Source organism: Streptomyces sp. NPDC004134 (assembly GCF_042874195.1).
Taxonomy (GTDB): Bacteria; Actinomycetota; Actinomycetes; order Streptomycetales; family Streptomycetaceae; genus Streptomyces.
In genome coordinates this window covers 161,635-185,436 of record NZ_JBIAMS010000011.1, presented here as the reverse complement: position 1 = coordinate 185,436, position 23,802 = coordinate 161,635, and the positions used below count along the sequence as shown (strand labels likewise).

Here is a 23,802-nt window from a genome sequence, read left to right as displayed (position 1 = left end):
CCGTGACGCCGCACCCGCGGCCGGCGCCGTCCCGCCGGCGGCCCGCGCCTGCCCGGGTGCGCGCCGGCTCACTGCGACGGGGTGCGCGGGCCGATGCGGGTGATCGCCGCCGTGGCCGCGCGCCACAACTGCGGGAAGCCGAGCGCCTCGGAGAGCGCCGGGATCGCGCGCTGGTCGCCCAGCTCGCCCAGCCCCTCGACGCAGGCGGTGGCGATCGGCCAGTGGTGCTGCGGCTCGCGCACCAGCCGCTGGAGCGTGCTGATCAGCGCGGGCGCCGACTCCGGCGCACGCAGCCTGACCAGCAGCCGGATGGCGTGCAACGCGTACGCGGTGCGCAGCGGGTTCGTCGCCAGGGCCGCCGCCGCGCGTGCGGTGCGCGGGTCGCCGAGCCGGGCCAGCGCGCACGCCGCGCTCTCCGCCCGTACCGGATCGCGGTAGTTGAGCAGCAGCACCAGTGTCTCGAACGCCCGCCGGTCCCCCGCCGTGCCCAGCGCGAAGGCCGCCAGCTCCCGGGCCCACAGCGGCTCGCCCGGCAGCTCCAGCACGCGCGCCAGCTCCTCCTGGGCGGTGGTCGTGCGCTGCCGCGCGAGCGCGGTCATGTGCTCGAACCGGGCCCGCGCCGGCGGGTCCTCCAGCCTGCCGCGGATCCGTTCGGTGAGCGCCAGATACTCCTGGTCCATGCCTCGGCCCCCTGCCTCGCCGGCACTCAGGGTACGTACCCGCCACCGGTCGGTGACGGGCTCGTCGATCGGGGTTCACTCCATGTGTGCCCCGGCTGACGGGTACATTCCCTGATTCGCCCTCTGGCGCCCATGGTTACTCACGAGTTAAGCTCGCGGGACGAGCAGCACCCCTGCTCGGGCGGTCTGGTGACGCAGCCGCCGAGAGCTGAAGTGGTTCGGCAACCGACAGCACGCGCGACGGGCACCCCCGTGCCCGTGGCGAGGACGCCCGGCCCCGGGACAGGGCCGGCCGCGGATCCCGCCGCGCGCGCCCCGCCGCCCCGCGCGGTTCCCGCCGCGAGCCCCCCATGCCCCGGCCGGGACGCCGTGCACGCGCGGCCACGGACCCTCATCTCCCGCGTCACGACTGGAGTCCCGCGATGGACCGCAGCCCTGTCCCCGAGTCCCCCGAGTTCCCCCCGGTTCCTTTCCCCACCGTCGCCGTCGTCGGCCTCGGCACGATGGGCACCGGCCTGTGCGAGGTGCTCGCCCGCGCCGGCCGCGAGGTCGTCGGCATCGATATCAGCCCGGCCGCCGCCCGCGGCTGCGTCGCCGCGCTGGAGCGCGCCACGGAGCGCGCCGTCGCCCGCGGCCGGCTCGCCGAGAGCGATCGCGCCGGCGTCCTGGCCCGGCTGCGCACGTTCCCCGACCTGCGCGCCGCCGCGGACGCGGACCTCGTCATCGAGGTGGTGCCCGAGTCGTACGAGATCAAGCAGCAGGTCATCGCCGAACTCGACGAGATCGTCCGCCCCGGCACGGTGCTCGCCACCGGCACCAACGCGCTGTCCGTCACCCGTCTCGCCGCCTCCTCCGCCCGCCCCGAGCGCGTCCTGGGCCTGCACTTCTTCACTCCGGTCCAGGCGATGCGGCTGGTGGAGGTGGTCTCCTCGGTACTCACCGAGCCGGCCGCGATGGCGCAGGTCACCGCGCTGGTGCGGGAGTTGGGCAAGGAGCCCGTCGCGGTCGGGGACCGCCCCGGGTTCATCGCCGACGGGCTGCTCTTCGGCTATCTCAACCAGGCCGCGGCGATGTACGAGTCGCGGTACGCCACCCGCGAGGACATCGACGCGGCGATGAAGCTCGGCTGCGGCCTGCCCATGGGCCCGCTGGAACTGCTCGACCTGATCGGCGTCGACACCGCGCGTACGGTGCTGGAGGCCATGTACGCCGCGTCGCAGGACCGGCTGCACGCCCCCGCGCCCGTCCTCGGCCAGTTGACCGCCGCCGGGCTGACCGGCCGCAAGGCGGGCCGCGGCTTCTACGCCTACGACGCCCCCGGCAGCGGCACCGTGGTGCCGGACGCCGCGCGCGCCGCGGCGGCGGCACCGGGCGCGCCGCCGCGCCCCGTCGAGGAGATCGGCGTGGCCGGCTCCGGCACGATGGCGAGCGGCATCGCGGAGGTCTGCGCCCGGTCCGGGTACGCGGTCACGCTCGCCGCCCGCAGCGCCGACAAGGCGGCCGCGGCGAAGGCCCGGGTCACCGCGTCGCTGGACCGCTCCGTCGCCAGGGGCCGCCTCGGCGCGGCCGACCGCGACGCCGCGCTGGCCCGGATCTCCGCCTCCGGCACCCTGGACGCGCTGGCCGGCGCCGGCCTGGTGGTGGAGGCCGTCGCCGAGGACCTGGCGGTCAAGCGGCAGTTGTTCGCCGCCCTGGACGAGGTGGCGCGGCCCGGCGCCGTGCTGGCGACCACCACGTCCTCGCTGCCCGTCATCGCCTGCGCCGCCGCCACCTCGCGCCCGGAGGACGTGGTCGGCATGCACTTCTTCAACCCGGCGCAGGTGATGAAGCTCGTCGAGGTGGTGCGCACGGTCCGTACCGCGGACGACGCGCACGCCACCGTTCGCGCAGTCTGCGCCGGGCTGGGCAAGCACGCCGTGGACTGCGGCGACCGGGCCGGCTTCATCGTCAACGCGCTGCTGTTCCCGTATCTCAACAACGCGGTGAAGATGGTCCAGGAGCACTACGCCTCGCCCGACGACATCGACGCCGCGATGAAGCTCGGCGGCGGCTACCCCATGGGCCCCTTCGAGCTGCTCGACGTCGTCGGCCTGGACGTGTCGCTGGCCATCGAGCGCGTGCTGCACCGCGAGTTCCGCGACCCCGGCCTGGCGCCCGCGCCGCTGCTGGAGCACCTGGTCGCCGCGGGCTGCCTCGGCCGCAAGACGGGCCGCGGCTTCCGCGAGTACGCCGCCGCCCGGCGCTGATCCCCCGCCGGCCGGCCGCCGCCCGCCCGTCCCCGAATTGCCGGCGATCCGGGGGCCACGCATGGAGTACGTTCCTTACATGTCCCAGCCTGCGAAGCCCAGCCGTTCGAACTCCAGCACCCAGCGCCTGAAGATGCGCCGCGACATCGCGGCCGCCGCCATGGAGCTGTTCGCGACCAAGGGCTACGAGGCGACGACAGTGGACGAGATCGCCGCCGCGGCGGGCGTGGCCCGCCGCACCTTCTTCCGGCACTTCCGCTCCAAAGAGGAAGCGATCTTCCCCGACCACGACGACACGCTGGAGCGCGTGAAGGCCGTCCTGGACGCCGCGCCGCCGCACGAGTACCCGCTGGACACCATCTGCCGCGGCATCCGGGAGGTCATGCGGATGTACGCGGCCCAGCCCGCGGTCTCCGTCGAGCGCTACCGGCTGACCCGCGAGGTGCCCACGCTGCGCGAGCGCGAGATCGCCTCGGTCTCCCGCTACGAGCGGCTGTTCACCCGCTACCTGCTGGGCCACTTCGACGAGGGCGCCCACCAGGACGGCGACGACGGCCCGCTGCTCGCCGAGGTCGCCGCCTCGGCGGTGGTCACCGCGCACAACCACGTGCTGCGCCGCTGGCTGCGCGCGGGCGCGGAGGGCGACGTGGAGGGCCAGCTCGACCGCGCCTTCGCGGTGGTGCGGGCCAGGTTCACCGGTGTCGGCCAGCCGCAGGGCCCCGCGGGCCTGGGCGGCGTGGAGGCGGGCGCGCCGGCGGTCGTCACGGCGGGCGGCGAGGGCTCGGACGTGCTGGTCGCGGTGGCCCGTACGGACGCGCCGCTGAGCGAGGTCATGCGCACCATCGAAAAGGCACTGAAAAAGAGCTGAAAAAGAGCTGACCAGGGGTTTCACCCCGCCCAAGGCTCCCCGGCCACTTCCGGCCGGGGAGCCTTCGCCTGCTCATCCGTGCACCGCCGCGAACATGTGAGAGAGATTCTTGGCACCGAGTGTCTTGCGGCTTGGCACGCCGTGCCATACGGTACGAGGCATCCGGGTGACCGGCGTACGCGACCAGAGCGCGCGCCGGCTGTCCCCGCAAGCCCCCGGCTCGCGCACCCGGCCCGCGCCTCGTCACAGTCGCGGGGGCGCCACCGCGCCCGTACCGCGCACACCGGCACCGCCGGAGCCGAACCGCCTCGCGAACGCCGCACAGCTCTCACCCCCGACGTCCCTCAAGCGTCCCCGACACGCTTCGCCGGAGGCAGCACCATGAACGAGATACTCGCCGCGATTCAGGCACCGGACAGCACGGCCGCCGACTTCGCCTCCCTGCCCCTGCCCGAGTCCTACCGGGCCGTGACGGTGCACAAGGACGAGACGGAGATGTTCGACGGGCTCACCACCCGGCAGAAGGACCCGCGCAAGTCGCTGCACCTGGACGAGGTGCCGGTGCCGGAACTCGGCCCCGGCGAGGCCCTGGTGGCGGTGATGGCCAGCTCCGTGAACTACAACTCGGTGTGGACCTCGATCTTCGAGCCGCTGTCCACCTTCGCCTTCCTGGAGCGCTACGGCCGCCTCTCCCCCCTCGCCCGCCGCCACGACCTGCCGTACCACGTCATCGGCTCCGACCTCGCCGGCGTCGTGCTGCGCACCGGACCCGGCGTCGTCGCCTGGCGGCCCGGCGACGAGGTGGTGGCGCACTGCCTGTCGGTGGAGCTGGAGAGCGCCGACGGCCACGACGACACCATGCTCGACCCCGAGCAGCGCATCTGGGGCTTCGAGACCAACTTCGGCGGCCTGGCGGAGATCGCGCTGGTGAAGTCCAACCAGCTCATGCCCAAGCCGGACCACCTGTCCTGGGAGGAGGCCGCCGCCCCCGGGCTGGTCAACTCCACCGCGTACCGCCAGCTCGTCTCCCGCAACGGCGCCGCCATGAAACAGGGCGACAACGTGCTCATCTGGGGCGCGAGCGGCGGACTCGGCTCGTACGCCACGCAGTTCGCGCTCGCCGGCGGCGCCACGCCCATCTGCGTGGTCTCCAGCCCCGAGAAGGCGGACATCTGCCGCCGGATGGGCGCGGAGGCGATCATCGACAGGCGCGGCGAGGACTACCGCTTCTGGCGCGACGAGCACGAGCAGGACCCGCGCGAGTGGAAGCGCTTCGGCGCGCGCATCCGCGAGCTGACCGGGGGCGAGGACGTCGACATCGTCTTCGAGCACCCCGGCCGGGAGACCTTCGGGGCCTCCGTCTACGTCACCCGCCGCGGCGGCACCATCGTCACCTGCGCGTCGACCTCCGGCTTCGTGCACGAGTACGACAACCGCTACCTGTGGATGTCGCTGAAGCGGATCATCGGCTCGCACTTCGCCAACTACCGCGAGGCGTGGGAGGCCAACCGGCTCGTCGACAAGGGCCGGATCCACCCCACCCTGTCGAAGACCTACCCGCTGGCCGAGACCGGCCAGGCGGCGTACGACGTCCACCGCAACCTGCACCAGGGCAAGGTCGGCGTGCTCTGCCTCGCCCCGGCCGAGGGCCTGGGCGTACGGGACGAGGAGAAGCGCGCCGCGCACATCGACGCCATCCACCTCTTCCGCAGCGGCCCCCCGCCGGGGCCGCGGGCGGCCGCGGCACCGGGTCGTCCCAGCGCGCCGGAGCGGGCCGTCGAGCACGCCGGGAACGCGTGATGGCGGCCAAGGACCGGCCCTGGCTGATGCGCACCTACGCGGGCCACTCCACCGCCGAGGCGTCCAACGAGCTGTACCGGCGCAACCTCGCCAAGGGCCAGACCGGCCTGTCGGTCGCCTTCGACCTGCCCACCCAGACCGGCTACGACCCCGACCACGTGCTCGCCCGCGGCGAGGTCGGCCGCGTCGGCGTGCCCGTCTCGCACCTGGGCGACATGCGCCGCCTCTTCGCGGGCATCCCGCTGGAGCGCACGAACACCTCCATGACCATCAACGCCACCGCGATGTGGCTGCTGGCGCTCTACCAGGTGGTGGCCGAGGAGCAGGGCCTGGACGAGGCGGGCGTCGCGAAGCTCGCCGGCACCACGCAGAACGACATCGTCAAGGAGTACCTGTCCCGCGGCACGTACGTCTTCCCGCCCGGGCCCTCGCTGCGGCTGACCACCGACACCATCGCGTACACCGTCGGGAAGATGCCGAAGTGGAACCCCGTCAACATCTGCAGCTACCACCTCCAGGAGGCGGGCGCGACGCCGGTGCAGGAGATCGCGTACGCGATGGCCACCGCGACCGCCGTCCTGGACGCCGTCCGCGACTCCGGCCAGGTGCCGCCGGAGAAGCTGGGCGAGGTCGTCGGCCGGATCTCCTTCTTCGTCAACGCCGGGGTCAGGTTCGTCGAGGAGATGTGCAAGATGCGGGCGTTCACCCGCATCTGGGACACCCTCACCCGCGAGCGCTACGGCATCGAGGACCCCCGGCAGCGCCGCTTCCGCTACGGCGTGCAGGTCAACTCCCTCGGCCTGACCGAGGCGCAGCCGGAGAACAACGTCCAGCGCATCGTGCTGGAGATGCTCGCCGTGACGCTGTCGAAGGACGCCCGCGCCCGGGCCGTGCAGTTGCCCGCCTGGAACGAGGCGCTGGGCCTGCCGCGCCCGTGGGACCAGCAGTGGAGCCTGCGCATCCAGCAGGTGCTGGCGTACGAGAGCGACCTGCTGGAGCACCCCGACCTCTTCGCCGGCAGCCATGTGGTGGAGGCGCGGGTGGCCGAACTGGTCGAGGGCGCGACCGCCGAGATGGCGCACATCGAGAAGCTGGGCGGCGCCGTCGCGGCGGTGGAGTCCGGCTACCTCAAGGCGCGGCTGGTGGCCTCGCACGCCGAGCGGCGGGCCCGGATCGAGTCGGGCGAGGAGAGGATCGTCGGGGTCAACTGCCATACGGAGACCGAGCCCAGCCCGCTCACCGCGGACCTGGACGCCGCGATCATGACAGTCGACCCGGACGTGGAGGCACGGGTCGTCGCCGCCATGCACGAGTGGCGGCTGTCCCGCGACGAGCCGCGCGTGCAGCGCGCGCTGACGGAACTGAAGGCCGCCGCGGCGGGTACGGCCAACCTGATGCCCGCCTCCCTGGAGTGCGCCCGCGCCGGCGCCACCACCGGCGAGTGGGCCTGGGCGCTGCGCGACGTCTTCGGCGAGTTCCGGGCCCCGACGGGCGTCGGCGGCGCGCCGGTCGCCGTCCCGGCGGCGGAGACGGGCGGCGAGGCCGCGCTCACCGCCGTACGGGACCGGGCCGCGGGCACCGCCGCGGAGCTGGGCAGCGGCCGGCTGCGGCTGCTCGTCGGCAAGCCGGGTCTCGACGGGCACAGCAACGGCGCCGAGCAGATCGCCGTACGCGCCAGGGACGCCGGCTTCGAGGTCGTCTACCAGGGCATCCGGCTGACGCCGGAGCAGATCGCGGCCGCCGCGGTCGCCGAAGACGTGCACTGCGTCGGCCTGTCCATCCTCTCCGGCTCGCACGCGGAACTCGTCCCCGACGTGCTGGACCGGCTGCGCCGCGCGGGCGCCGGCGACGTGCCGGTGGTCGTCGGCGGCATCATCCCGGCGGCGGACGCCGAGACGCTGCGCGCCGCCGGGGTGGCGGCCGTGTTCACCCCGAAGGACTTCGGAATCACGCAGATCATCGGCCGTATCGTCGACGAGATCAGGCGCGCGAACGAACTCGACCCCCAGGAGGCCCCCGCATGAGCCCCGCCCCCACCCCGTCCGACCGGCTGCGGCCGCGGCGTTCCTGTCTCGCCGTGCCCGGGTCCAGCCCCCGGTTCCTGGAGAAGGCGCAGGGGCTGCCCGCCGACCAGGTGTTCCTGGACCTGGAGGACGCCTGCGCGCCGCTCGCCAAGCCCGACGCGCGGCACACCATCGTGAAGTTCCTCAACGAGGGCGACTGGAGCGGCAAGACGCGGGTGGTACGGGTCAACGACTGGACCACGCACTGGACGTACCGCGACGTCATCACCGTCGTCGAGGGCGCCGGGCCGAACCTGGACTGCCTCATGCTGCCGAAGGTCCAGGACGCCGGGCAGATCACCGCGCTCGACCTGCTGCTCACCCAGATCGAGAAGACGATGGGCTTCGAGGTCGGCCGCATCGGCATCGAGGCGCAGATCGAGAACGCGAAGGGGCTGGTGAACGTCGACGCCATCGCCGCCGCCTCGCCCCGGCTGGAGACCATCGTCTTCGGGCCCGCCGACTTCATGGCGTCGATCAACATGAAGTCCCTGGTCGTCGGGCAGCAGCCGCCCGGCTACCCGGCCGACGCCTACCACTACATCCTCATGCGGATCCTCATGGCCGCCCGCAGCCACGACCTCCAGGCCATCGACGGCCCGTACCTCCAGATCCGCGACGTCGACGGCTTCCGCGAGGTCGCGGGCCGCGCCGCCGCGCTCGGCTTCGACGGCAAGTGGGTGCTGCACCCGGGCCAGATCGAGGCCGCCAACGAGGTCTTCTCGCCGTCCCAGGAGGACTACGACCACGCCGAGCTGATCCTCGACGCGTACGACTACTACACCTCGGACGAGGGCGGCAGGAAGGGCTCCGCGATGCTCGGCGACGAGATGATCGACGAGGCGAGCCGCAAGATGGCCCTCGTCATCTCGGGCAAGGGGCGCGCCGCCGGCATGACCCGCACCACCGCCTTCACCCCGCCGGAGGGCTGACATGCAGTTCGGACGCACCTACGAGGAGTTCGAGCCGGGCGCGGTGTACAAGCACTGGCCGGGCAAGACCGTCACCGAGTACGACGACCATCTCTTCTGCCTGCTGACCATGAACCACCACCCGCTGCACCTCGACGCGCACTACGCGGGCGGGGCCACCGACTTCGGCCGCAACGTCGTCGTCGGCAACTACGTGTACTCCCTGCTGCTCGGCATGTCCGTGCCGGACGTCTCCGGCAAGGCGATCGCCAACCTGGAGGTCGAGTCGCTGAAGCACGTCGCGCCCACCTTCCACGGCGACACGGTCTACGGAGAGACGACCGTGCTCGGCAAGTGGCCCTCGAAGTCGAAGGACGACCGCGGCATCGTGCACGTCGAGACCCGCGGCCACAAGCAGGACGGCACCCTGGTCTGCGTCTTCCGGCGCAAGGTGATGGTGCCCACGGAGGCGTACGTCCGGGCGCGCGGCGGCGAGCAGCCGGGCCGCCCGGAGCCGGCCGGGCACGGCGGGGAGCGGTGATGGGGCGGCTGGCGCAGACGGAGGGGCTGACCGGGGTCCAGCGCGAGATCGTCGCCACGGTCCGCGGCTTCGTCGACAAAGAGATCCTGCCGGTGGCCACGGACCTGGAGCACCGCGACGAGTATCCCGCGAAGATCGTCGAGGGCCTGAAGGAACTGGGCATTTTCGGCCTCATGATCCCGGAGGAGTACGGCGGTCTCGGCGAGTCGCTGCTCACCTACGCGCTGTGCGTGGAGGAGATCGCCCGCGGCTGGATGAGCGTGTCGGGGATCATCAACACGCACTTCATCGTGGCGTACATGATCAAGCAGCACGGCACGGCCGAGCAGCGGGAGCACTTCCTGCCGCTGATGGCCGCGGGCGAGGTGCGCGGCGCGTTCTCGATGTCGGAGCCCGGGCTCGGCTCGGACGTGGCGGCGATCACGTCCAAGGGCGTACGGGACGCGGAAAGCGGTGACTACCTGCTCACCGGGCAGAAGATGTGGCTGACCAACGGCGGCACGTCGTCGCTGGTCGCGGTGTTGTGCCGGACGGACGAGGGGCTGGGCCCCGACGCGCCCGCGCACCGCTCGATGACGACGTTCCTGGTGGAGAAGGAGCCGGGGTTCGGCACCGTGAAGCCGGGGCTGACCATCCCCGGCAAGATCGACAAGATGGGCTACAAGGGCGTCGACACCACCGAGCTGATCATGGACGGGCTGCGCGTACCTGCCGACCGGGTGCTCGGCGGCCCCGAGGGGGCGGGCCGGGGCTTCTACCAGATGATGGACGGGGTCGAGGTGGGCCGCGTGAACGTCGCCGCGCGCGGCTGCGGCGTCGCCCAGCGGGCCTTCGAGCTGGGCGTCGGCTACGCACAGCAGCGGCACGCCTTCGGCCGGCAGATCGCCCGGCACCAGGCGATCCAGTTCAAACTGGCCGAGATGGCTACCAAGGTCGAGGCGGCGCATGCGATGATGGTGCGAGCGGCACGCAAAAAGGACACTGGAGAACGTAACGACCTAGAGGCGGGAATGGCCAAATATCTCGCTTCCGAGTACTGCAAGGAAGTCGTGGAAGACGCGTTCCGCATCCACGGCGGCTACGGCTTCTCCAAGGAGTACGAGATCGAGCGCCTCTACCGGGAGGCGCCGATGCTTCTCATTGGCGAAGGCACCGCCGAGATCCAGAAAATGATCATTGGACGGCGACTGCTCGAGGAGTACGGGTCCCAGGGTTGAAGGACTGCTTCAGGGGCAGGCGGCAGGGGTGGCGTGACAGCCGGTCACGCGGCCCCGGCGGGCGAAAGCTCGCTTCGGCTTGCCGAGTTGCCGGTGCCAACCGATAACATCCCCGACAAGCCGCCGTCCCCCATCACCGCGGCCCCCTCCCGCTACGAAGGTCAAACATGCCCCACAGCCCAGATAACGTTCCGCGCCGCCGGATCCGCCTGGCGCGCGGCGCATCGCCGTGGCTCCTGCCGACCTTGGCCACCGCAGCCGTCACCGCCGTCCGCGCCCGCCGCAGCGGGCGCTGGCCCGACCGGCTGGCCGCCGTGCCCCCCGCCGCGCTGGCGGCGGGCATGCTGTGGTTCTTCCGCGACCCCGACCGCGAGATCGCCGACGGCCGGGTCGTCTCCCCCGCGGACGGCGTGGTGCAGAGCATCATGCCGTGGCCCGACGGCCGCACCCGGGTCGCGATCTTCATGAGCCCGCTGAACGTGCACGTGAACCGCGCGCCGCTGGCCGGCACCGTCCGCTCCGTGGAGCACGTTCCCGGCGGCTACGTCCCGGCGTTCAACAAGGAGAGCGAGAACAACGAGCGCGTCGTGTGGCACCTGGACACCGAGCTCGGCGATGTCGAGATGGTCCAGATCGCCGGCGCGGTCGCCCGCCGCATCGTGCCGTACGTGACCGGCGGCACCAAGGTCGAGCAGGGCGAGCGCGTCGGGCTGATCCGCTTCGGCTCCCGCGTCGACGTGTACCTGCCGCAGGGCATCGACCCCGGCGTGGACGTCGGCCAGACCACCACGGCGGGGGTGACGCGCCTTGACCGTGATTGATCCCGAGACGAAGGCCGGCTGGGTCCCCGAGGTCGACGAGGACGACGACGACATGCCGCTGTCCACGCGGCTGTCGATCGCCGACACCCTCACCCTGGCCAACGCGACCTGCGGCTTCCTCGCCGTCTACTTCACCACCACCGGCGTGCTGGTCCCGCACCTGGCGGGCGAGGACGCCGGCGGCATCGCCCGGCACAGCGCCGCCACCGCCGTGATCCTCATGCTGCTCGCCTCGGTCTTCGACCTCTTCGACGGCCTGGTGGCACGCAAGCTGCGCAGCTCGGCGATGGGCGCGGAGCTGGACAACCTCTCCGACCTGATCAGCTTCGGGCTGGCGCCGGCGTACTTCGTGCTGGTCTACGGCATGGTCGCCGACGACGCGCACCAGCGGGTCTCCACGGTGGCCGCGGTCGCGGTGGTGCTGGCGGTGGTGCTGCGGCTTGCCCGGTTCTCCTGCGTCACCGTGCGGGACGGCGTCTTCCAGGGCATGCCGAGCCCCTTCGGGGCGCTGACGGTGATCTCGGTGGTGCTGCTGGAGCTGCCGTTCGTGCCGACGCTGCTGGCGATCGTCGGGGTGGCCTGGCTGATGGTGAGCCGGGTGGAGTACCCCAAGCCGCGCGGCCGGCTCGCGGTGGCCACGCTGGTGTGGATCTTCATCAGCATGACCTGCCTGGGCGCGTGGGCGTTCGACGCGCCGAACGGGCAGTTGCTGCTCCAGACCGGCTGCGCGCTGCAGATAGTGACGGCCGCGACCATCCCGCTGTTCGCCACCGCCCGCCGGGTGAACACCTTCCGCGTCGGCCGCCGCGAAGCGCGCGCCGCCGCGCAGGGCTGAGCGGAGCCGGGCAGGGCCGTACGGGTCCGGCAGGGCACGCCGCGGGGCCCGTGGCGTACGAGAACGACCGCACCGCCGCGCCCGGGGGATCGCTCCCCCGGGCGCGGCGGCCTTTTCGGCCTGCCCGCCCTGGATCGGGGTCAGACGGGCTGCCAGAGCGCGGGGACGTTCGGCGGCTCCCAGCCCGGCAGGGCCGTGTGGGCCTGGAGGCAGCGGTAGCCCCGGCCGCCGTAGGTGACGGTGTCACCCGCCCGGTAGGAGGTGCCGGCCGCCCAGGTGCCGGGTCCCGGGTCGGAGCCGACGGTCAGGGTGTACGTCACCGTGTGGGTGGCGCTGCCGGTGCCGGTCACCGTGATCGGGTACGTGCCGTCCGCCGTTCCGGCGGCGATGTCGAGCGTCAGCGTCGCGGAGTTGCCGGAGGTCACCGTCGCCGGGGAGAAGGCCGCCGTGACGCCGGCGGGCGCGGCGGCGGTGAGCGCGACGCTCTGCGGGTTCCCGCCGGTCGTCGTGGTGCTCACGGTGGCGGTGGCGGAGCCGCCGGCCTCGGCGCTCCCGGAGTTCGGCGACAGCGCGAGGGAGAAGTCCGGCGTCTGGCTGCCGCCGCAGTCCGCCTCGCCGGCCGCCGCGGGCACGGCGATGGCGCTCCAGGCCGCCTTGACGGCGTTGCACTCGGTGGTGCCGTAGGTGGCCTTTGCGGTGGTGATGGTCGCCGCGCGGGCGGCGCGGTGGTTCCAGCCGGAGGTCTTCAGCAGCAGCGCGCCCATGAAGATCTTCGCGGCCTTCTGGACGCCGACGCCGGTGACGGAGGAGGGGCCGCCGGCGCAGATCGGGCTGTCCGGCTTGCCGCCGCCCGGGCTGGAGCCCTCGGCGAGCAGGTAGAACCAGTGGTTCTGCGGGCCGGCGGCGGCGTGCACCTCGGTGCCGGAGCCGAGCTGGGTGTAGCAGTTGGGGTCGTTGTTGACCAGCGACGGGTTGTACATGTTGCGGATGGGGCGGGTGTCGCCGTAGAAGCGGGCCTTCTCGCCGACGGTGTAGTCGGGCGGATCGGCGGGGCTGTCGACGTACGCCTCGGTGATGGCGCCGAAGATGTCGCCGGTGGACTCGTTCATGCCGCCGTTCTCGCTGCCCGAGCCGCTCGATCCGGGGGTGCGGTCGAAGATCTCGTGCCCGTACTCGTGCGCGACGACGTCGATGGAGGTGAGCTGGTTGGTGCCGGTCTGGTTGCGGCCGTAGGTGGTCTTGGAGCCGTCGTAGTAGGCGTTGACGACGCTGAGACCGGCGCGGGCGGGGACGAGGCCGCCGCGGCCGTTCTGGCCGTTGTAGCCCGTCCACTCCTTGAGCATGTCGAACTCCTGCTGGGCCGCGTACATGATGTCGACGCAGGCCGTCTCCAGGTCGTTCGCGCCGCCGTTGCCCCAGGGCGGGGTGGTGTACGGGGCGCCGTTCTGGCCGCCGCACTGGAAGCCGGTGCGCAGCGGGTCGGTCATGGAGTTGGCAGCGGTGTCGATCTCGACGGTGCCGTAGTGGTAGCCCTGCCCGGAGGCGTCGCGGACCTGCTCGCGGGTCTCGACGACCTTGCCGGTACGGGCGTCGACGTACACCTCGCGCACGCTGGGGGCGCCGGCGGCGGTGGTCCCGGTGACGGTGGACTGCCAGGTCAGCACGCCCTTGCCGGCGTCGCCGCCCTTGAGCAGCACGCCGAGTTCGGGCGCCGTGGCCTTCTCCGGGTGCGCGACCCGCGCGGTGGCGGTCCGTTCGGCGGCGGCCGCGGAGACCGTGGCGCGCGGGGAGAGCGACAGCGGGGGCGCGGGCGCGGCGGCCACGTCGAGGACTCGCCCGCGGCTGTCGGCGAGCACGACGGCGTCGCCGCCGGTGACCGGCAGCCCGAGGTAGGTGCGTTCGTACGCGGCGTAGTAGAGCCCGTCGTCCCAGGGGGTCACCCCGGTGCGGACGAGTTCCTCGCCGGGGCTGTGGCGCAGCCCGTCGAGCCCGCTGTCCGCGGCGCGGTCGGCGGCGGCGAGGGCACGGGCCTTGCCGCCCGGCTGCTCGGGTGGCGGCGGCGCGGCGCTGGTGGTGCCGGTGAAGGCACCGGTCAGGCCGGCGGTCAGGGCGAGTGCCGCCACGACCGCGCCAAGTCTTGTGGACTTCACGTCTGTTGCTCCCCTCTAGGGAAACCGGTGACGCGAGTATCGGCATGGACATGGCGCTTCGGGGATATCCCACCCGCCCCCATACCCGGGTTATACGCTGCTGGAATGGAGCTGGAGTTACGGCACCTGCAGGCTGTCTGCCGGATCGCCGAGACCGGCAGCCTCGCGGGCGCCGCCCGCCTCCTCGGCGTCTCCCAGCCGGCGCTTTCGGCCCAGCTCCGCCGCATCGAACGGGTGGCGGGCGGCGAGCTGTTCACGCGCACCCCGCGGGGCGTACTGCCCACGCCGCTGGGCGAGTTCGTGCTCTCCAAGGCGCACCGGGTGCTGGACGAGATGGAGGCGCTGGCGGCCGGTGCGCGCGCCGCGGCGGCGGGGCCGCTGCGGCTGGGGAGCATCGTGCTGGTGATGCTCGGCGCGCTGGTCGCGGAGCTGGACGAGCTGCTGCCGGGGCGGCAGACGACGGTCGACAGCGAGGACTCGGTCACGGCGCTGACCCGGCTGCTGGGCTCCGGCCACTACGACGCGATCCTCTACGGCGAGGTCAACGACCACCGCACGCCGCTCCCTTCCGGCGTCACGGCCCGCACGCTGGTCGCCGGCGAGCCGTTCTGGATCGCCCTGTCGGAGCGGCACCGGCTCGCGGAGCGGGAGCGGGTGGAGCTGGGCGACCTGGCGGACGAGCAGTGGATGGCGATGACGAGCCAGGACGACGGCGGCCCGGAAGCCCTCCACACGGCCTGCACGACGGCGGGCTTCACCCCGTCGCTGCGCTACCGCATCGGCGACACGGCCCTGAACCGCCGCCTGATAGCGGCCGGCCGCGCGGTGGCGGTCTTCCAGCCCACGGCCCCCGCCACGGCAGGCGTGACCCTGCGCCCCCTGGCAGGCGACCCGATCAGGGGCCGCCTGACCCTGGCCTGGCAACGCCGGGCGGTCCCGGCGGAACAGGCGAACCTGCTGTACCGGGCGGCGTCCCGGGCGTACGAGGCGGGACTGGCGAACAACCCGCGGTACGGGACGTGGTGGCAGAACCACCCGGAGATCCACCCGGAACGCACGTGAGTGGGGCGGGGCGGTGGAGCCCGCGGGATTCAGGGGGACTGCGTGCGGAGTCAGGGTGGAGCGCCGGAGTGCGGCGAGAGGCCCGGGCGCGGCCCAGGGGGTGCAGGGGCGCAGCGCCGGGGTCCGAGGGGGACCGTGGCAGATTGGGACGCAGCCCCGCGGGGGGTTCGGCGCACGGCCCCGCGGGGGTTCGGCGCGCAGCCCCGCAGGGGGCCGGGGCGCGGCCCCGCGGGTGGGAGCCGTCAGAGGTAGTCGCGGGCGAGGGATTCGGCCACTGACTCCAGCAGGGGGCCCGCGTTGCGCATCGAGCGGTTGACGTCCGGCTCCAGCGCCGACAGCGCGTACGCGCGCTCGATCCCCGCCCCCCGCAGCGCCGCCTCGTCGATCGACAGGCCCCCGCACACCGCCACCACCCGCTTCCCCGCCGCGCGCGCCGCCGACGCGACGCCCGCCGGGGCCTTGCCGTGCAGCGTCTGGCGGTCCAGCGAGCCCTCCCCCGTGATCACGAGGTCCGCCCGCGCGACCGCCGCCTCGAAGCCCAGGACGTCGAGCAGCACCTCGATCCCGGGCCGGAAGACCGCGCCGAGGCCGATCAGCGCCCCGTACCCGATGCCGCCCGCCGCCCCCGCGCCCGGCTCCCGCGCCAGCGCGGCGGCCCGCGGGCCCACGGCCTCCTCCAGCACCCGCACATAGTGCGCCAGCGCCGCGTCCAGCGCCTCGACGTCCGCCGCGCTCGCGCCCTTCTGCGGGCCGTAGACCGCCGGAGCGCCGGTCGGGCCGGTCAGCGGGTTGTCGACGTCGCTGGCGAGGATCAGCTCCACGGACCCGAACCGCGGGTCGATCCCGCTCAGGTCCGCCCGCGCGAGATCCGCCAGCGGTCCGCCCCCGGGGCCCACCGGCGCCCCCGCCGCGTCCAGGAAGACCCCGCCCAGCGCCGCGAGCATGCCCGCGCCGCCGTCCGTGGTCGCGCTGCCGCCGACGCCGAAGACGATGCTCCGAGCCCCGGCGTCGAGCGCCGCGCGCAGGAGTTCGCCGCTGCCGTACGTGGTGGCGGTGCGCGGCGCGAAGTGGCCGGGGGGCAGCAGTTGCAGCCCGGACGCCTCGGCCATCTCGACGACGGCGGTGCCGTCGCGCAGCGCGTACGCCGCGGTGACCGGCTCGCCGAGCGGGCCCGTGACCCGCGCCTCGCGGCGCTCGAAGCCGGCCGCCAGGGCCGCGGCCACCGTGCCGTCCCCGCCGTCCGCGACGGGCAGGGCCTCGACCGCGAGGCCGGGCGCGACCTTCCGCAGCCCTGCCGTCACCCGCTGGGCGACCTCTTCCGCGGTAAGGGAGCCCTTGAACTTGTCGGCCGCGATCAGCACCCGGGTCACCGATCCGTGCGTCACTTGCCACCCCTCGCTCTGGTCCTGGTCACGCCGCTGCGACCCTATCCGCAAGCCCGCCCGATTGCCCATCGGCCCGGGACCGGCGCATGACGCCGGCCCCGGGCCCGTACGGCAGCGACCGGGGCGGGGCGCTCAGCCCTCCCGCCGCTCCAGCGCGAGCAACTGCTTCTTGCGGTCGATCCCGCCCCCGTACCCGGTGAGGCTGCCGTTGGCGCCGACGACGCGGTGGCAGGGGACGATGATCCCCACGGGGTTGCGCCCGTTGGCCATGCCGACGGCGCGGGAGGCGGCGGGGTTGCCGACGCGCTCGGCGAGTTCGCCGTAGGAGATCGTCTCGCCGTACGGGATCTGCCGCAGTTGCTCCCACACCCGCTGCTGGAACGGCGTGCCGGAAAGGTGCAGCGGCAGGTCGAAGTCGGTGCGCTCGCCCGCGAAGTACGCCGCGAGCTGCACGGCCGCCGCCGCGAACGGCGGGTCCTCCGGGTCGGCCGGCGTGCCGAAGGTCTCGTCGGCGGGGCGGTGGCGCTGGTCGGTCATGTAGAGCCCGGTGAGGCTGTCGTCCTCCGCGACGAGGGTGAGGGGTCCTACCGGGCTGTCGACTGTGGTGTGGGTTCGCATGTCCTTCACTCCGTGGGCATCAGGTTGATCGGGTGGTCGCCGGCGGGCGGCGCCGCCCAGAGGTACTGCACGGCGTACGCCCGCCAGGGCCGCCAGGCGGCCGAGTGGCGGACGAGGGCCGCGGGGCTGCCTGGCAGGCCGAGTCCGGCGGCGGCCTTGCGGACGCCGAGGTCGGTGGCCGGGAAGGCGTCGGGGTCGCCGAGGGCGCGCATGGCGACGACCTCGACGGTCCAGGGGCCGATCCCGGGCAGCTCGGCGAGCTGCCGGCGGGCCTGCTCCCAGTCGCTGCCGCCGCCGAGGTCGAGGTCGCCGGCGGCCAGGGCGGCGACGAGCGCGGTCAGAGTGGTCCGCCGGGACTGCGGCATCGCCAGGGCGGCGGGGTCGAGTCCGGCGAGGGCGCCGGGTTCGGGGAAGAGGTGGGTGAGGCCGCCTTCCGCGTCCTCGATCTCCGTCCCGTACGCGGTCACCAGCCGTCCCGCGTGGGTGCGGGCCGCCGCGGTGGAGACCTGCTGGCCGAGGACGGCCCGTACCGCGAACTCGGCGCCGTCCGTCGTGCGCGGCACCCGCCGCCCGGGCGCCTTGGCGATCAGCTCGGCGAGCTGGGGGTCGCGGGCGAGCTGCTCGTCGACGGCGACGGGGTCGGCGTCGAGGTCGAGCAGCCGGCGGCAGCGGCTGATGGCGATGGCCAGGTCGCGCTGGTCGGTGAGGGCGAGGCGGGCTGCGATATAGGGATGAGGACCCGGCCTGGGCGTGAGCGACGCGATGCCGTGCCCGTACGGAAGCCGCAGCGTGCGCCGGTACGCGCCGCCGCGCCACTCCTCCACGCCGGGGACGGCGGTGGCGACGAGGTGGCCGAAGAGGTTGTCGGGGGTGAGCGGCTGCCGGAAGGGCAGCCGGAGGCTGATGACGCCCGGGGCGCCGCCGCCGGTGCCGGTCGCGCCGGGCGCGCCGCCGGTGCCGGCGCGGCTGCGCGCGGCGCGGCGGCGCAGCTCGGTGGGGGCGAGCGCGAAGACCTCCTGGACGGTGTCGTTGAAGGTGCGGATGGAGGAGAAGCCCGCGGCGAAGGCGATGTCGCCCATGGGCAGCGGGGAGGTCTCGATGAGGACCCGTGCGGTCTGGGCGCGCTGGGCGCGGGCGAGCGCGAGCGGGCCCGCGCCGAGCTCGGCGCGGAGCTGGCGCTCGATCTGCCGGGCGCTGTAGCCGAGCCCGGCGGCGAGCCCCTCGACGCCGTCGCGGTCGACGACGCCGTCGGCGATGAGCCGCATGGCGCGGGCGGTGAGGTCGGCCCGGTGGTTCCACTCGGGGGAACCGGGGCTGGTGTCGGGGCGGCACCGCTTGCAGGCGCGGAAACCGGCCTGCTGGGCGGCGGCGGAGCTGGGGTAGAACCGCATGTTCTGGGGCTTGGGCGGGACGACGGGGCAACTGGGCCGGCAGTAGATGCCGGTGGTCAGCACCCCGGTGAAGAACCAGCCGTCGAAGCGGGCGTCCTTGGACTGGACGGCCCGTACGCAGCGCTCCGTATCGGTGAACATGCCTCCAGCGTGGTCCACCGCGAGGTCGAATGCTAGCGAGAATCCGACATCACGGTGCGGCGGCGGTACGGCTCCGGCGTACGGGAGCGCCGCCGGTCAGCGGGACCGCGTCAGGGTGCGGAAGACCGCGCGGGCCGCGTTGTGGCCGCCCATCCCGTGCACGCCGGGTCCCGGGTACGTGGACGAGGAGCACAGGAAGACGCGGGGGTGGACCGTGGCCCACGGCACCCGGGCGAGCCGCGGGCGCATGAGGGTCTGCATGCCGGAGAACGCGCCGGAGGCGATGTCGCCGCCGACGTAGTTGGCGTTGCGCGCGGCCAGTTGCGGCGGTCCGGCGGTGGCGCGGGCCAGCACCAGGTCGCGGAAGCCGGGCGCGAAGCGCTCCAACTGCCGCTCGATGGCGTCGGTGGCGTCGCCCTCCCAGCCGTTGGGCACGTGCCCGTAGACCCAGAAGGTGTGCTTGCCCTCGGGCGCGCGGGTGGGGTCGGCGATGGTCGGCTGGCAGGTGATGAGGAACGGCACGGCGGGCGCGACGCCGTTCACGGCGGCGTCGAGGGCCGCGCCGATCTCGCCCTCGGTGGGCCCGACGTGCACCGTCGTGGCGCGGCGCGCCTCCGCCGAGGTCCACGGCATCGGCCCGTCCAGGGCGTAGTCGATCTTGAACACGGACGGTCCGTAGCGGAAGCCGTCGTACGCGCCGCCGAGCCCGGCGATGCGTGCCAGCGCGGTCGGCGAGGTGTCGAAGACGTACGCGCGCGCCGGCGGCAGCTCGTCCAGCCGCTTGACCTCGATCCCGGTGTGGATCTCGCCGCCCAGCTCGCGCAGGTACGCCGCGAGCGCGTCGGAGATGGCCTGCGAGCCGCCGCGGGCCACCGGCCAGCCGACGGCGTGGCCGGCGAGCGCGAAGGTCAGCGCCATGGCCGCGGTGATCGGCGTGTGCAGCGGCGCGATGGCGTGCGCGGCGAGGCCGGCCACCATGCCGCGGGCGTGCGCGCCCTGGAAGCGGCGGTTCAGCAGCGATGCGGGCATGGCGAGCTGGCCGAGCCGCAGGAGGGTGACGGGGTCGCGGGGCACGGAGCGCAGCGAGGCGGTGAAGAAGTCCCACGACAGCGTGTCCCACTTGCCGAGGAACGGCTCGACCAGCCGCCGGTAGACACCGGCGTCGCGGGTGCCGAGCGACATCGCCGTCTCGCCCACGGAGCGGGAGAGCACGGCCGCGGAGCCGTCGGGGAACGGGTGCGCCATCGCCAGCTCGCTGTGCACCCACGCCAGGCCGTGTTCCGCCAGCGGCAGTTCGCCGAAGACCGGGGAGCCGATGCCGAAGGGGTGGGCGGCGGAGCACGGGTCGTGCCGGAAGCCCGGCAGGGTCAGCTCGGCGGTGCTCGCCCCGCCGCCGATGCTGTCGCGCGCCTCGAAGACCTCGACCGTGAAGCCGCGTCTGGCGAGTTCGACGGCGGCGGTCAGCCCGTTGGGCCCCGCGCCTACGACCACCACGTCGACCAGCGTCGTCATCCGCCTCGCCACTCCCGTCGTCACTGACTGGGGTCAGGGCTCTTCCGGTGGAACAATCCCGGTCCTTGCCGCCCCGTGCCGGCCTGATCCGGCAGCAGGACCCTAGGGCGCCGCCCCCGGCACGCCTCGGCCGGGTCCGGCCAGCAGGGCAAGGATATGACGTGCCGTTTCCGCGTCCCGCGCCGCGGTGAACGGCAGCGCGTTGCCGCCGGCCACGCGGAACGGCTCCCCCGCGACCGTACCGCTGGCGCCGCCCGCCTCGCCGACGAGCAGCAGGCCCGCGGCGTGGTCCCAGGGCTTCTCCCAGGAGAACGCCACGGCGTCGATCTCGCCGCGGGCCACGGACAGGTAGTCGTGGCCGGCGGAGCCGCAGGGCCTGGCCCGTACCCCCGGGACATCGAGGCGGGCGAGCGCGCGCTTCTCGGCGTCGGTGGTGAAGTCGTGGTGGGAGACCGCGACGTGCAGTTCCTGCCCGGGCTCGGGCACGCCGGAGCGCAGCTCCTCGCCGCCGGCGATGTGCGCGCCGCCGCCACGGCGGGCGACGGCCATGACGTCCTTCGCCGGCAGGTACGTCCAGGAGACCAGCACCTCGCCGCGGTGGGCGAGGGCGACGAGCATGCAGAAGCCGGGCTCGCCGCGGACGAACTGCCGGGTGCCGTCGACGGGGTCCACGATCCACACCGGCGCGTCCCCGCGCAGCGCGGCGAGCCGGGCGGGGTCGGCGTGCGTCCCCTCCTCGCCGACGAGCACGGACCCGGGCAGCAGCGCGGTCAGGCTGCGCTCCAGGTGCAGCTCGGCGTTCCGGTCGGCGACGGTGACCAGGTCGTGGGGGCCGTCCTTCTGCACGATCTCGTCGGCGCGGAGCTGCCGGAAGCGGGGCATGACCTCCTCGGCCGACGCCTTGCGCAGGGCGTCCTCGACCCGGTCGAGGGCGTCGGCGGAGGCCAGGAAGTCGTCGATCATATGTCCATCGAACCATGCGGTGGCCGAGGACACGGAATGCGGAGAGGATGCGTGATTCCGTATCTTCCTGAAGAATCCTCCCCAACCGGTCGTGGGGCTTCGTCCGAGAGGGACTCCCCCATGGCTGCCGCCGCCACCCCGGTGCACCTCACCCGCGCCGCCCACGTCGGCATCCCGGTCTCGGACCTGGACGCCTCGATCGCGTTCTACGCCCTCACCGGCCGGGAGCCGGCCGCGACCCTGCGCTACGCGACGATCAACCACCCGGCCGGCCCCTGCCTCGACGGGCTGGGCATCGACCTCATCCAGTTCCAGGATCCGGTCGGGGAACCCGGACGGCACGAACCTGGAGATCACCGAGCCGAGGGGCGGCTTCGCGAACTAGGAAATGCCGTGGCACGGCAGGGGGTGGGCGCCCGTACCCTGTCCGCATGTCTGCGACGACGGAGAGTACGGGGCGGCGCCCGCTGGTGGCGATCCTCAGCGGCGCCGGCATCTCCACCGACTCCGGCATCCCCGACTACCGCGGCCCGAACGGGGTCTGGCGCCGGGACCCGGAGGCGCAGAAGCTCGTCACGTACGACTACTACATGGCGGACCCGGAGATCCGGCGGCGCTCCTGGCAGATGCGGCGCACCAACCGCACGCTGGCCGCCGAGCCCAACGCGGCGCACCTGGCCATCGCGGATCTGGAGCGCGCCGGTGTGCCGGTACGGGTCCTCACGCAGAACGTGGACGGACTGCACCAGCTCGCGGGGACGCCGGCCCGCAAGGTCCTCGAACTGCACGGCTCCGCCCGGAGCTTCGTGTGCACGCAGTGCGCCGCGCGCGGGCCGATGGCGGACGCGCTGGCCCGCGTCGAGGCGGGCGAGGCCGATCCGCCGTGCCTGGAGTGCGGCGGCATCCTCAAGTCCGCCACGGTGATGTTCGGCGAACGGCTCGACCCGGCCGTCCTGGGCGAGGCCGCCGCGATCGCGGAGGCGTGCGAGGTCTTCATCGCGGTGGGCACCAGCCTCCAGGTCCAGCCCGCCGCCGGCCTGGCGGGCCTGGCCGCCGACCACGGCGCCCACCTGATCGTCGTCAACGCCGAGCCCACCCCGTACGACGACCGCGCAGCGGAACTCGTCCGCGAGCCGATCAGCGAGGCGCTGCCGCCCCTGCTGACCCGGCTGACGACGGCGAGCGCGTAGAGCCTGCCCGGCGCGGCGGCTTGGGCGGGTTGAGCGCATGACGAGCCTCACGCATCCGCGACTGTCCGGACTGGGCCGCAATCCGGCGGCCCCGCAGGACGTCCTGGTACGCCTGGCCGCCCACCGGGCGGGCCGGCGCGGGATAGGACGGCGCCGCGGAATGCTGGCGGACGCCGTTGTCGAGGCACTGCTGACGTACGGCGACGAAGTCGGCGCCGTGGGCCTGCACGGGGACCGGGTCTCCCCGGCGATGCGCCGGAGGATCGCGGAGCATCCCGATCCGGCGATCCGCGACGCGCACGTGGACTTCGTCCGCGCCATGGTGGATCGCGGGGTGGCCCTGGGCATCGAGGATCTCGAAGAGGCTTACGGCAGCCCGCGGACCGCACTTGCCGGCGCGCCGGACCCGAAGCTGCGCGCCGTGGTGGCGGAGGCATGGCATGACCGCCCGCCCGCCGTGCAGGCGAGGCTGCTCGCCGACCCGGATCCGGCCGTCCGTGCCGCCGCCACCCTGCGGGAGCACCCGGGCGTCCCGCCGGAATGGCGGGACCGCTGCCTCGCCGACCCCGCCGTGCGCGTCAACGTGGCGCGCTACGTCCCGCTCTCGCCCGACCGGTTCGCGCGGCTCATACGGAGCGGGGACGAGGAGGTCTTCGAGGCTGTCGCCGGAAACCCCCACCTCACGGCGGAGATGGTTGCGCAACTCCTGGAGTCCGACGACCTCCACGTGCGGGTCGCCGTGGCACAGAGCCGTCACGTCCCCGAGGAGGCCCGGGCCAGGATCTACGCGCTCGTGGCAGCCGAGGACCGGAAGGGGAACATCGAGGTCCCCCTGCTGCTGGACTGGGCCCTCAACGACCCGCACTGGCTGCGGGAAGCGCCCGTCAGCGAACGGATGCGCTACCTGGAGAGCCCGCACACGCCGTTCCGGCGCGTCCTGGCGTCCTGTCACGACCTGCCCGCCGAGGCATGGCAGCGGCTGGACGCCGACCCGGAGCTCTCCGTCCGCCGCGCCGCCGCCCGGCGGCCGGACACACCTTCGGACGTGCTGGAACGGCTCGTCCGCGCCGGCGGTGACGTCTTCCCCCTCCGGCCGTCGCTCGTCGACCACCCCAACTACCCCCGTCACACGCTGCGCACGCTCGCCGACGAGGAGAACCCGCAGGTGCGTTACGCCGCCTTGCAGGACCCCGAGCTGCCCGTGGCGGCCCTTCTGCGGCTCGCCTCGGCCGGCGAGTCCTTCCTGCGCTGCGGTGTCGCCCGCCACCCCAACGTCACGGACGCGCTGCTGGAGCAGTTGCTCTCCGACCCGGAACCCGGCGTCGCCGACGAGGCAGCCGCCAACCCCGTGCTCCGGGTGTCCCGGATGAGCCGGATCCTCGTGGCCGCCGGTCTGTGAGGGTGGCGG

19 protein-coding genes are annotated in these 23,802 nt (G+C 73.7%); 12 read left to right on the top strand and 7 right to left on the bottom strand.

All coding sequences use genetic code 11. The features are described 5' to 3' along the window. Nucleotides 1–68 precede the first annotated feature (68 nt). Nucleotides 69–680 carry a HEAT repeat domain-containing protein gene (locus ACFYVJ_RS16670; protein ID WP_388891763.1) on the bottom strand — a complete coding sequence of 204 codons (612 nt, stop codon included), beginning with the start codon at nt 678–680 and terminating at the stop codon, nt 69–71. 422 nt (nt 681–1,102) lie between these two features. On the opposite strand from ACFYVJ_RS16670, the gene ACFYVJ_RS16665 reads away from it, so the two are divergent. From ACFYVJ_RS16665 to pssA, 9 genes are all read left to right on the top strand, one after another. Then, nucleotides 1,103–2,926, top strand: a complete 1,824-nt coding sequence (locus ACFYVJ_RS16665) for a 3-hydroxyacyl-CoA dehydrogenase family protein (RefSeq protein WP_388891760.1) — start codon at nt 1,103–1,105, stop codon at nt 2,924–2,926. 79 nt (nt 2,927–3,005) lie between these two features. Next, nucleotides 3,006–3,794 carry a TetR family transcriptional regulator gene (locus tag ACFYVJ_RS16660; RefSeq protein WP_388891757.1) on the top strand — a complete coding sequence of 263 codons (789 nt, stop codon included), beginning with the start codon at nt 3,006–3,008 and terminating at the stop codon, nt 3,792–3,794. Nucleotides 3,795–4,175: 381 nt separating this feature from the next. Beyond that, a complete protein-coding gene (ccrA, locus tag ACFYVJ_RS16655) occupies nt 4,176–5,594 on the top strand; it encodes a crotonyl-CoA carboxylase/reductase (RefSeq protein WP_388891754.1) in 1,419 nt (472 codons plus the stop codon). Further along, the gene (locus ACFYVJ_RS16650; protein WP_388891751.1) at nt 5,594–7,618 is read left to right on the top strand and encodes a protein meaA; all 2,025 of its coding nucleotides are present in this window, start codon (nt 5,594–5,596) and stop codon (nt 7,616–7,618) included. Before ccrA ends, ACFYVJ_RS16650 begins: the two co-directional genes overlap by 1 nt. Further along, entirely contained in the window at nt 7,615–8,589 is a 975-nt protein-coding gene (locus ACFYVJ_RS16645) for an HpcH/HpaI aldolase/citrate lyase family protein (RefSeq protein ID WP_388891749.1), read from the top strand. Before ACFYVJ_RS16650 ends, ACFYVJ_RS16645 begins: the two co-directional genes overlap by 4 nt. 1 nt (nt 8,590) lies before the next feature. After that, complete coding sequence (locus ACFYVJ_RS16640; RefSeq protein WP_388891746.1) at nt 8,591–9,109, top strand: MaoC family dehydratase; 519 nt, start codon at nt 8,591–8,593, stop codon at nt 9,107–9,109. Beyond that, nucleotides 9,109–10,326 (top strand): acyl-CoA dehydrogenase family protein, encoded by a 1,218-nt coding sequence (locus tag ACFYVJ_RS16635; RefSeq protein ID WP_388891744.1) that lies wholly within the window; start codon nt 9,109–9,111, stop codon nt 10,324–10,326. The genes ACFYVJ_RS16640 and ACFYVJ_RS16635 overlap by 1 nt, the downstream gene beginning before the upstream one ends. Nucleotides 10,327–10,493: 167 nt before the next feature. Further along, nucleotides 10,494–11,147: a phosphatidylserine decarboxylase gene (locus ACFYVJ_RS16630; RefSeq protein ID WP_388891741.1), complete on the top strand. Its 654-nt coding sequence runs from the start codon at nt 10,494–10,496 to the stop codon at nt 11,145–11,147. After that, complete coding sequence (gene pssA / locus ACFYVJ_RS16625) at nt 11,134–11,982, top strand: CDP-diacylglycerol--serine O-phosphatidyltransferase (protein ID WP_078898493.1); 849 nt, start codon at nt 11,134–11,136, stop codon at nt 11,980–11,982. Before ACFYVJ_RS16630 ends, pssA begins: the two co-directional genes overlap by 14 nt. A 140-nt stretch (nt 11,983–12,122) precedes the next feature. Here pssA and ACFYVJ_RS16620 read toward each other — a convergent pair whose 3' ends face one another. After that, on the bottom strand, nt 12,123–14,132 hold the full coding sequence (locus tag ACFYVJ_RS16620) for a M4 family metallopeptidase (protein ID WP_388891738.1): 2,010 nt from the start codon (nt 14,130–14,132) through the stop codon (nt 12,123–12,125). Between the two features lie 105 nt (nt 14,133–14,237). On the opposite strand from ACFYVJ_RS16620, the gene ACFYVJ_RS16615 reads away from it, so the two are divergent. After that, nucleotides 14,238–15,194, top strand: a complete 957-nt coding sequence (locus ACFYVJ_RS16615; RefSeq protein ID WP_388891735.1) for a LysR family transcriptional regulator — start codon at nt 14,238–14,240, stop codon at nt 15,192–15,194. Nucleotides 15,195–15,436: 242 nt separating this feature from the next. Here ACFYVJ_RS16615 and ACFYVJ_RS16610 read toward each other — a convergent pair whose 3' ends face one another. From ACFYVJ_RS16610 to ACFYVJ_RS16590, 5 genes are all read right to left on the bottom strand, one after another. Then, nucleotides 15,437–16,564 (bottom strand): glycerate kinase, encoded by a 1,128-nt coding sequence (locus tag ACFYVJ_RS16610; RefSeq protein WP_388891841.1) that lies wholly within the window; start codon nt 16,562–16,564, stop codon nt 15,437–15,439. Nucleotides 16,565–16,711: 147 nt separating this feature from the next. Next, nucleotides 16,712–17,197, bottom strand: a complete 486-nt coding sequence (locus ACFYVJ_RS16605; RefSeq protein WP_388891732.1) for a methylated-DNA--[protein]-cysteine S-methyltransferase — start codon at nt 17,195–17,197, stop codon at nt 16,712–16,714. Nucleotides 17,198–17,202: 5 nt separating this feature from the next. Then, nucleotides 17,203–18,729, bottom strand: a complete 1,527-nt coding sequence (locus ACFYVJ_RS16600) for an AlkA N-terminal domain-containing protein (RefSeq protein ID WP_388891730.1) — start codon at nt 18,727–18,729, stop codon at nt 17,203–17,205. 96 nt (nt 18,730–18,825) lie between these two features. Then, on the bottom strand, nt 18,826–20,241 hold the full coding sequence (locus ACFYVJ_RS16595) for a phytoene desaturase family protein (protein ID WP_388891727.1): 1,416 nt from the start codon (nt 20,239–20,241) through the stop codon (nt 18,826–18,828). Nucleotides 20,242–20,343: 102 nt separating this feature from the next. Next, entirely contained in the window at nt 20,344–21,204 is an 861-nt protein-coding gene (locus ACFYVJ_RS16590) for an inositol monophosphatase family protein (RefSeq protein ID WP_388891724.1), read from the bottom strand. A 431-nt stretch (nt 21,205–21,635) separates the two neighbouring features. Here ACFYVJ_RS16590 and ACFYVJ_RS16585 point away from each other — a divergent pair, with 431 nt between their 5' ends. Beyond that, on the top strand, nt 21,636–22,394 hold the full coding sequence (locus ACFYVJ_RS16585; protein WP_388891721.1) for an NAD-dependent deacetylase: 759 nt from the start codon (nt 21,636–21,638) through the stop codon (nt 22,392–22,394). Between the two features lie 37 nt (nt 22,395–22,431). Then, nucleotides 22,432–23,793 carry a hypothetical protein gene (locus tag ACFYVJ_RS16580; protein ID WP_388891718.1) on the top strand — a complete coding sequence of 454 codons (1,362 nt, stop codon included), beginning with the start codon at nt 22,432–22,434 and terminating at the stop codon, nt 23,791–23,793. Nucleotides 23,794–23,802 lie beyond the last annotated feature (9 nt).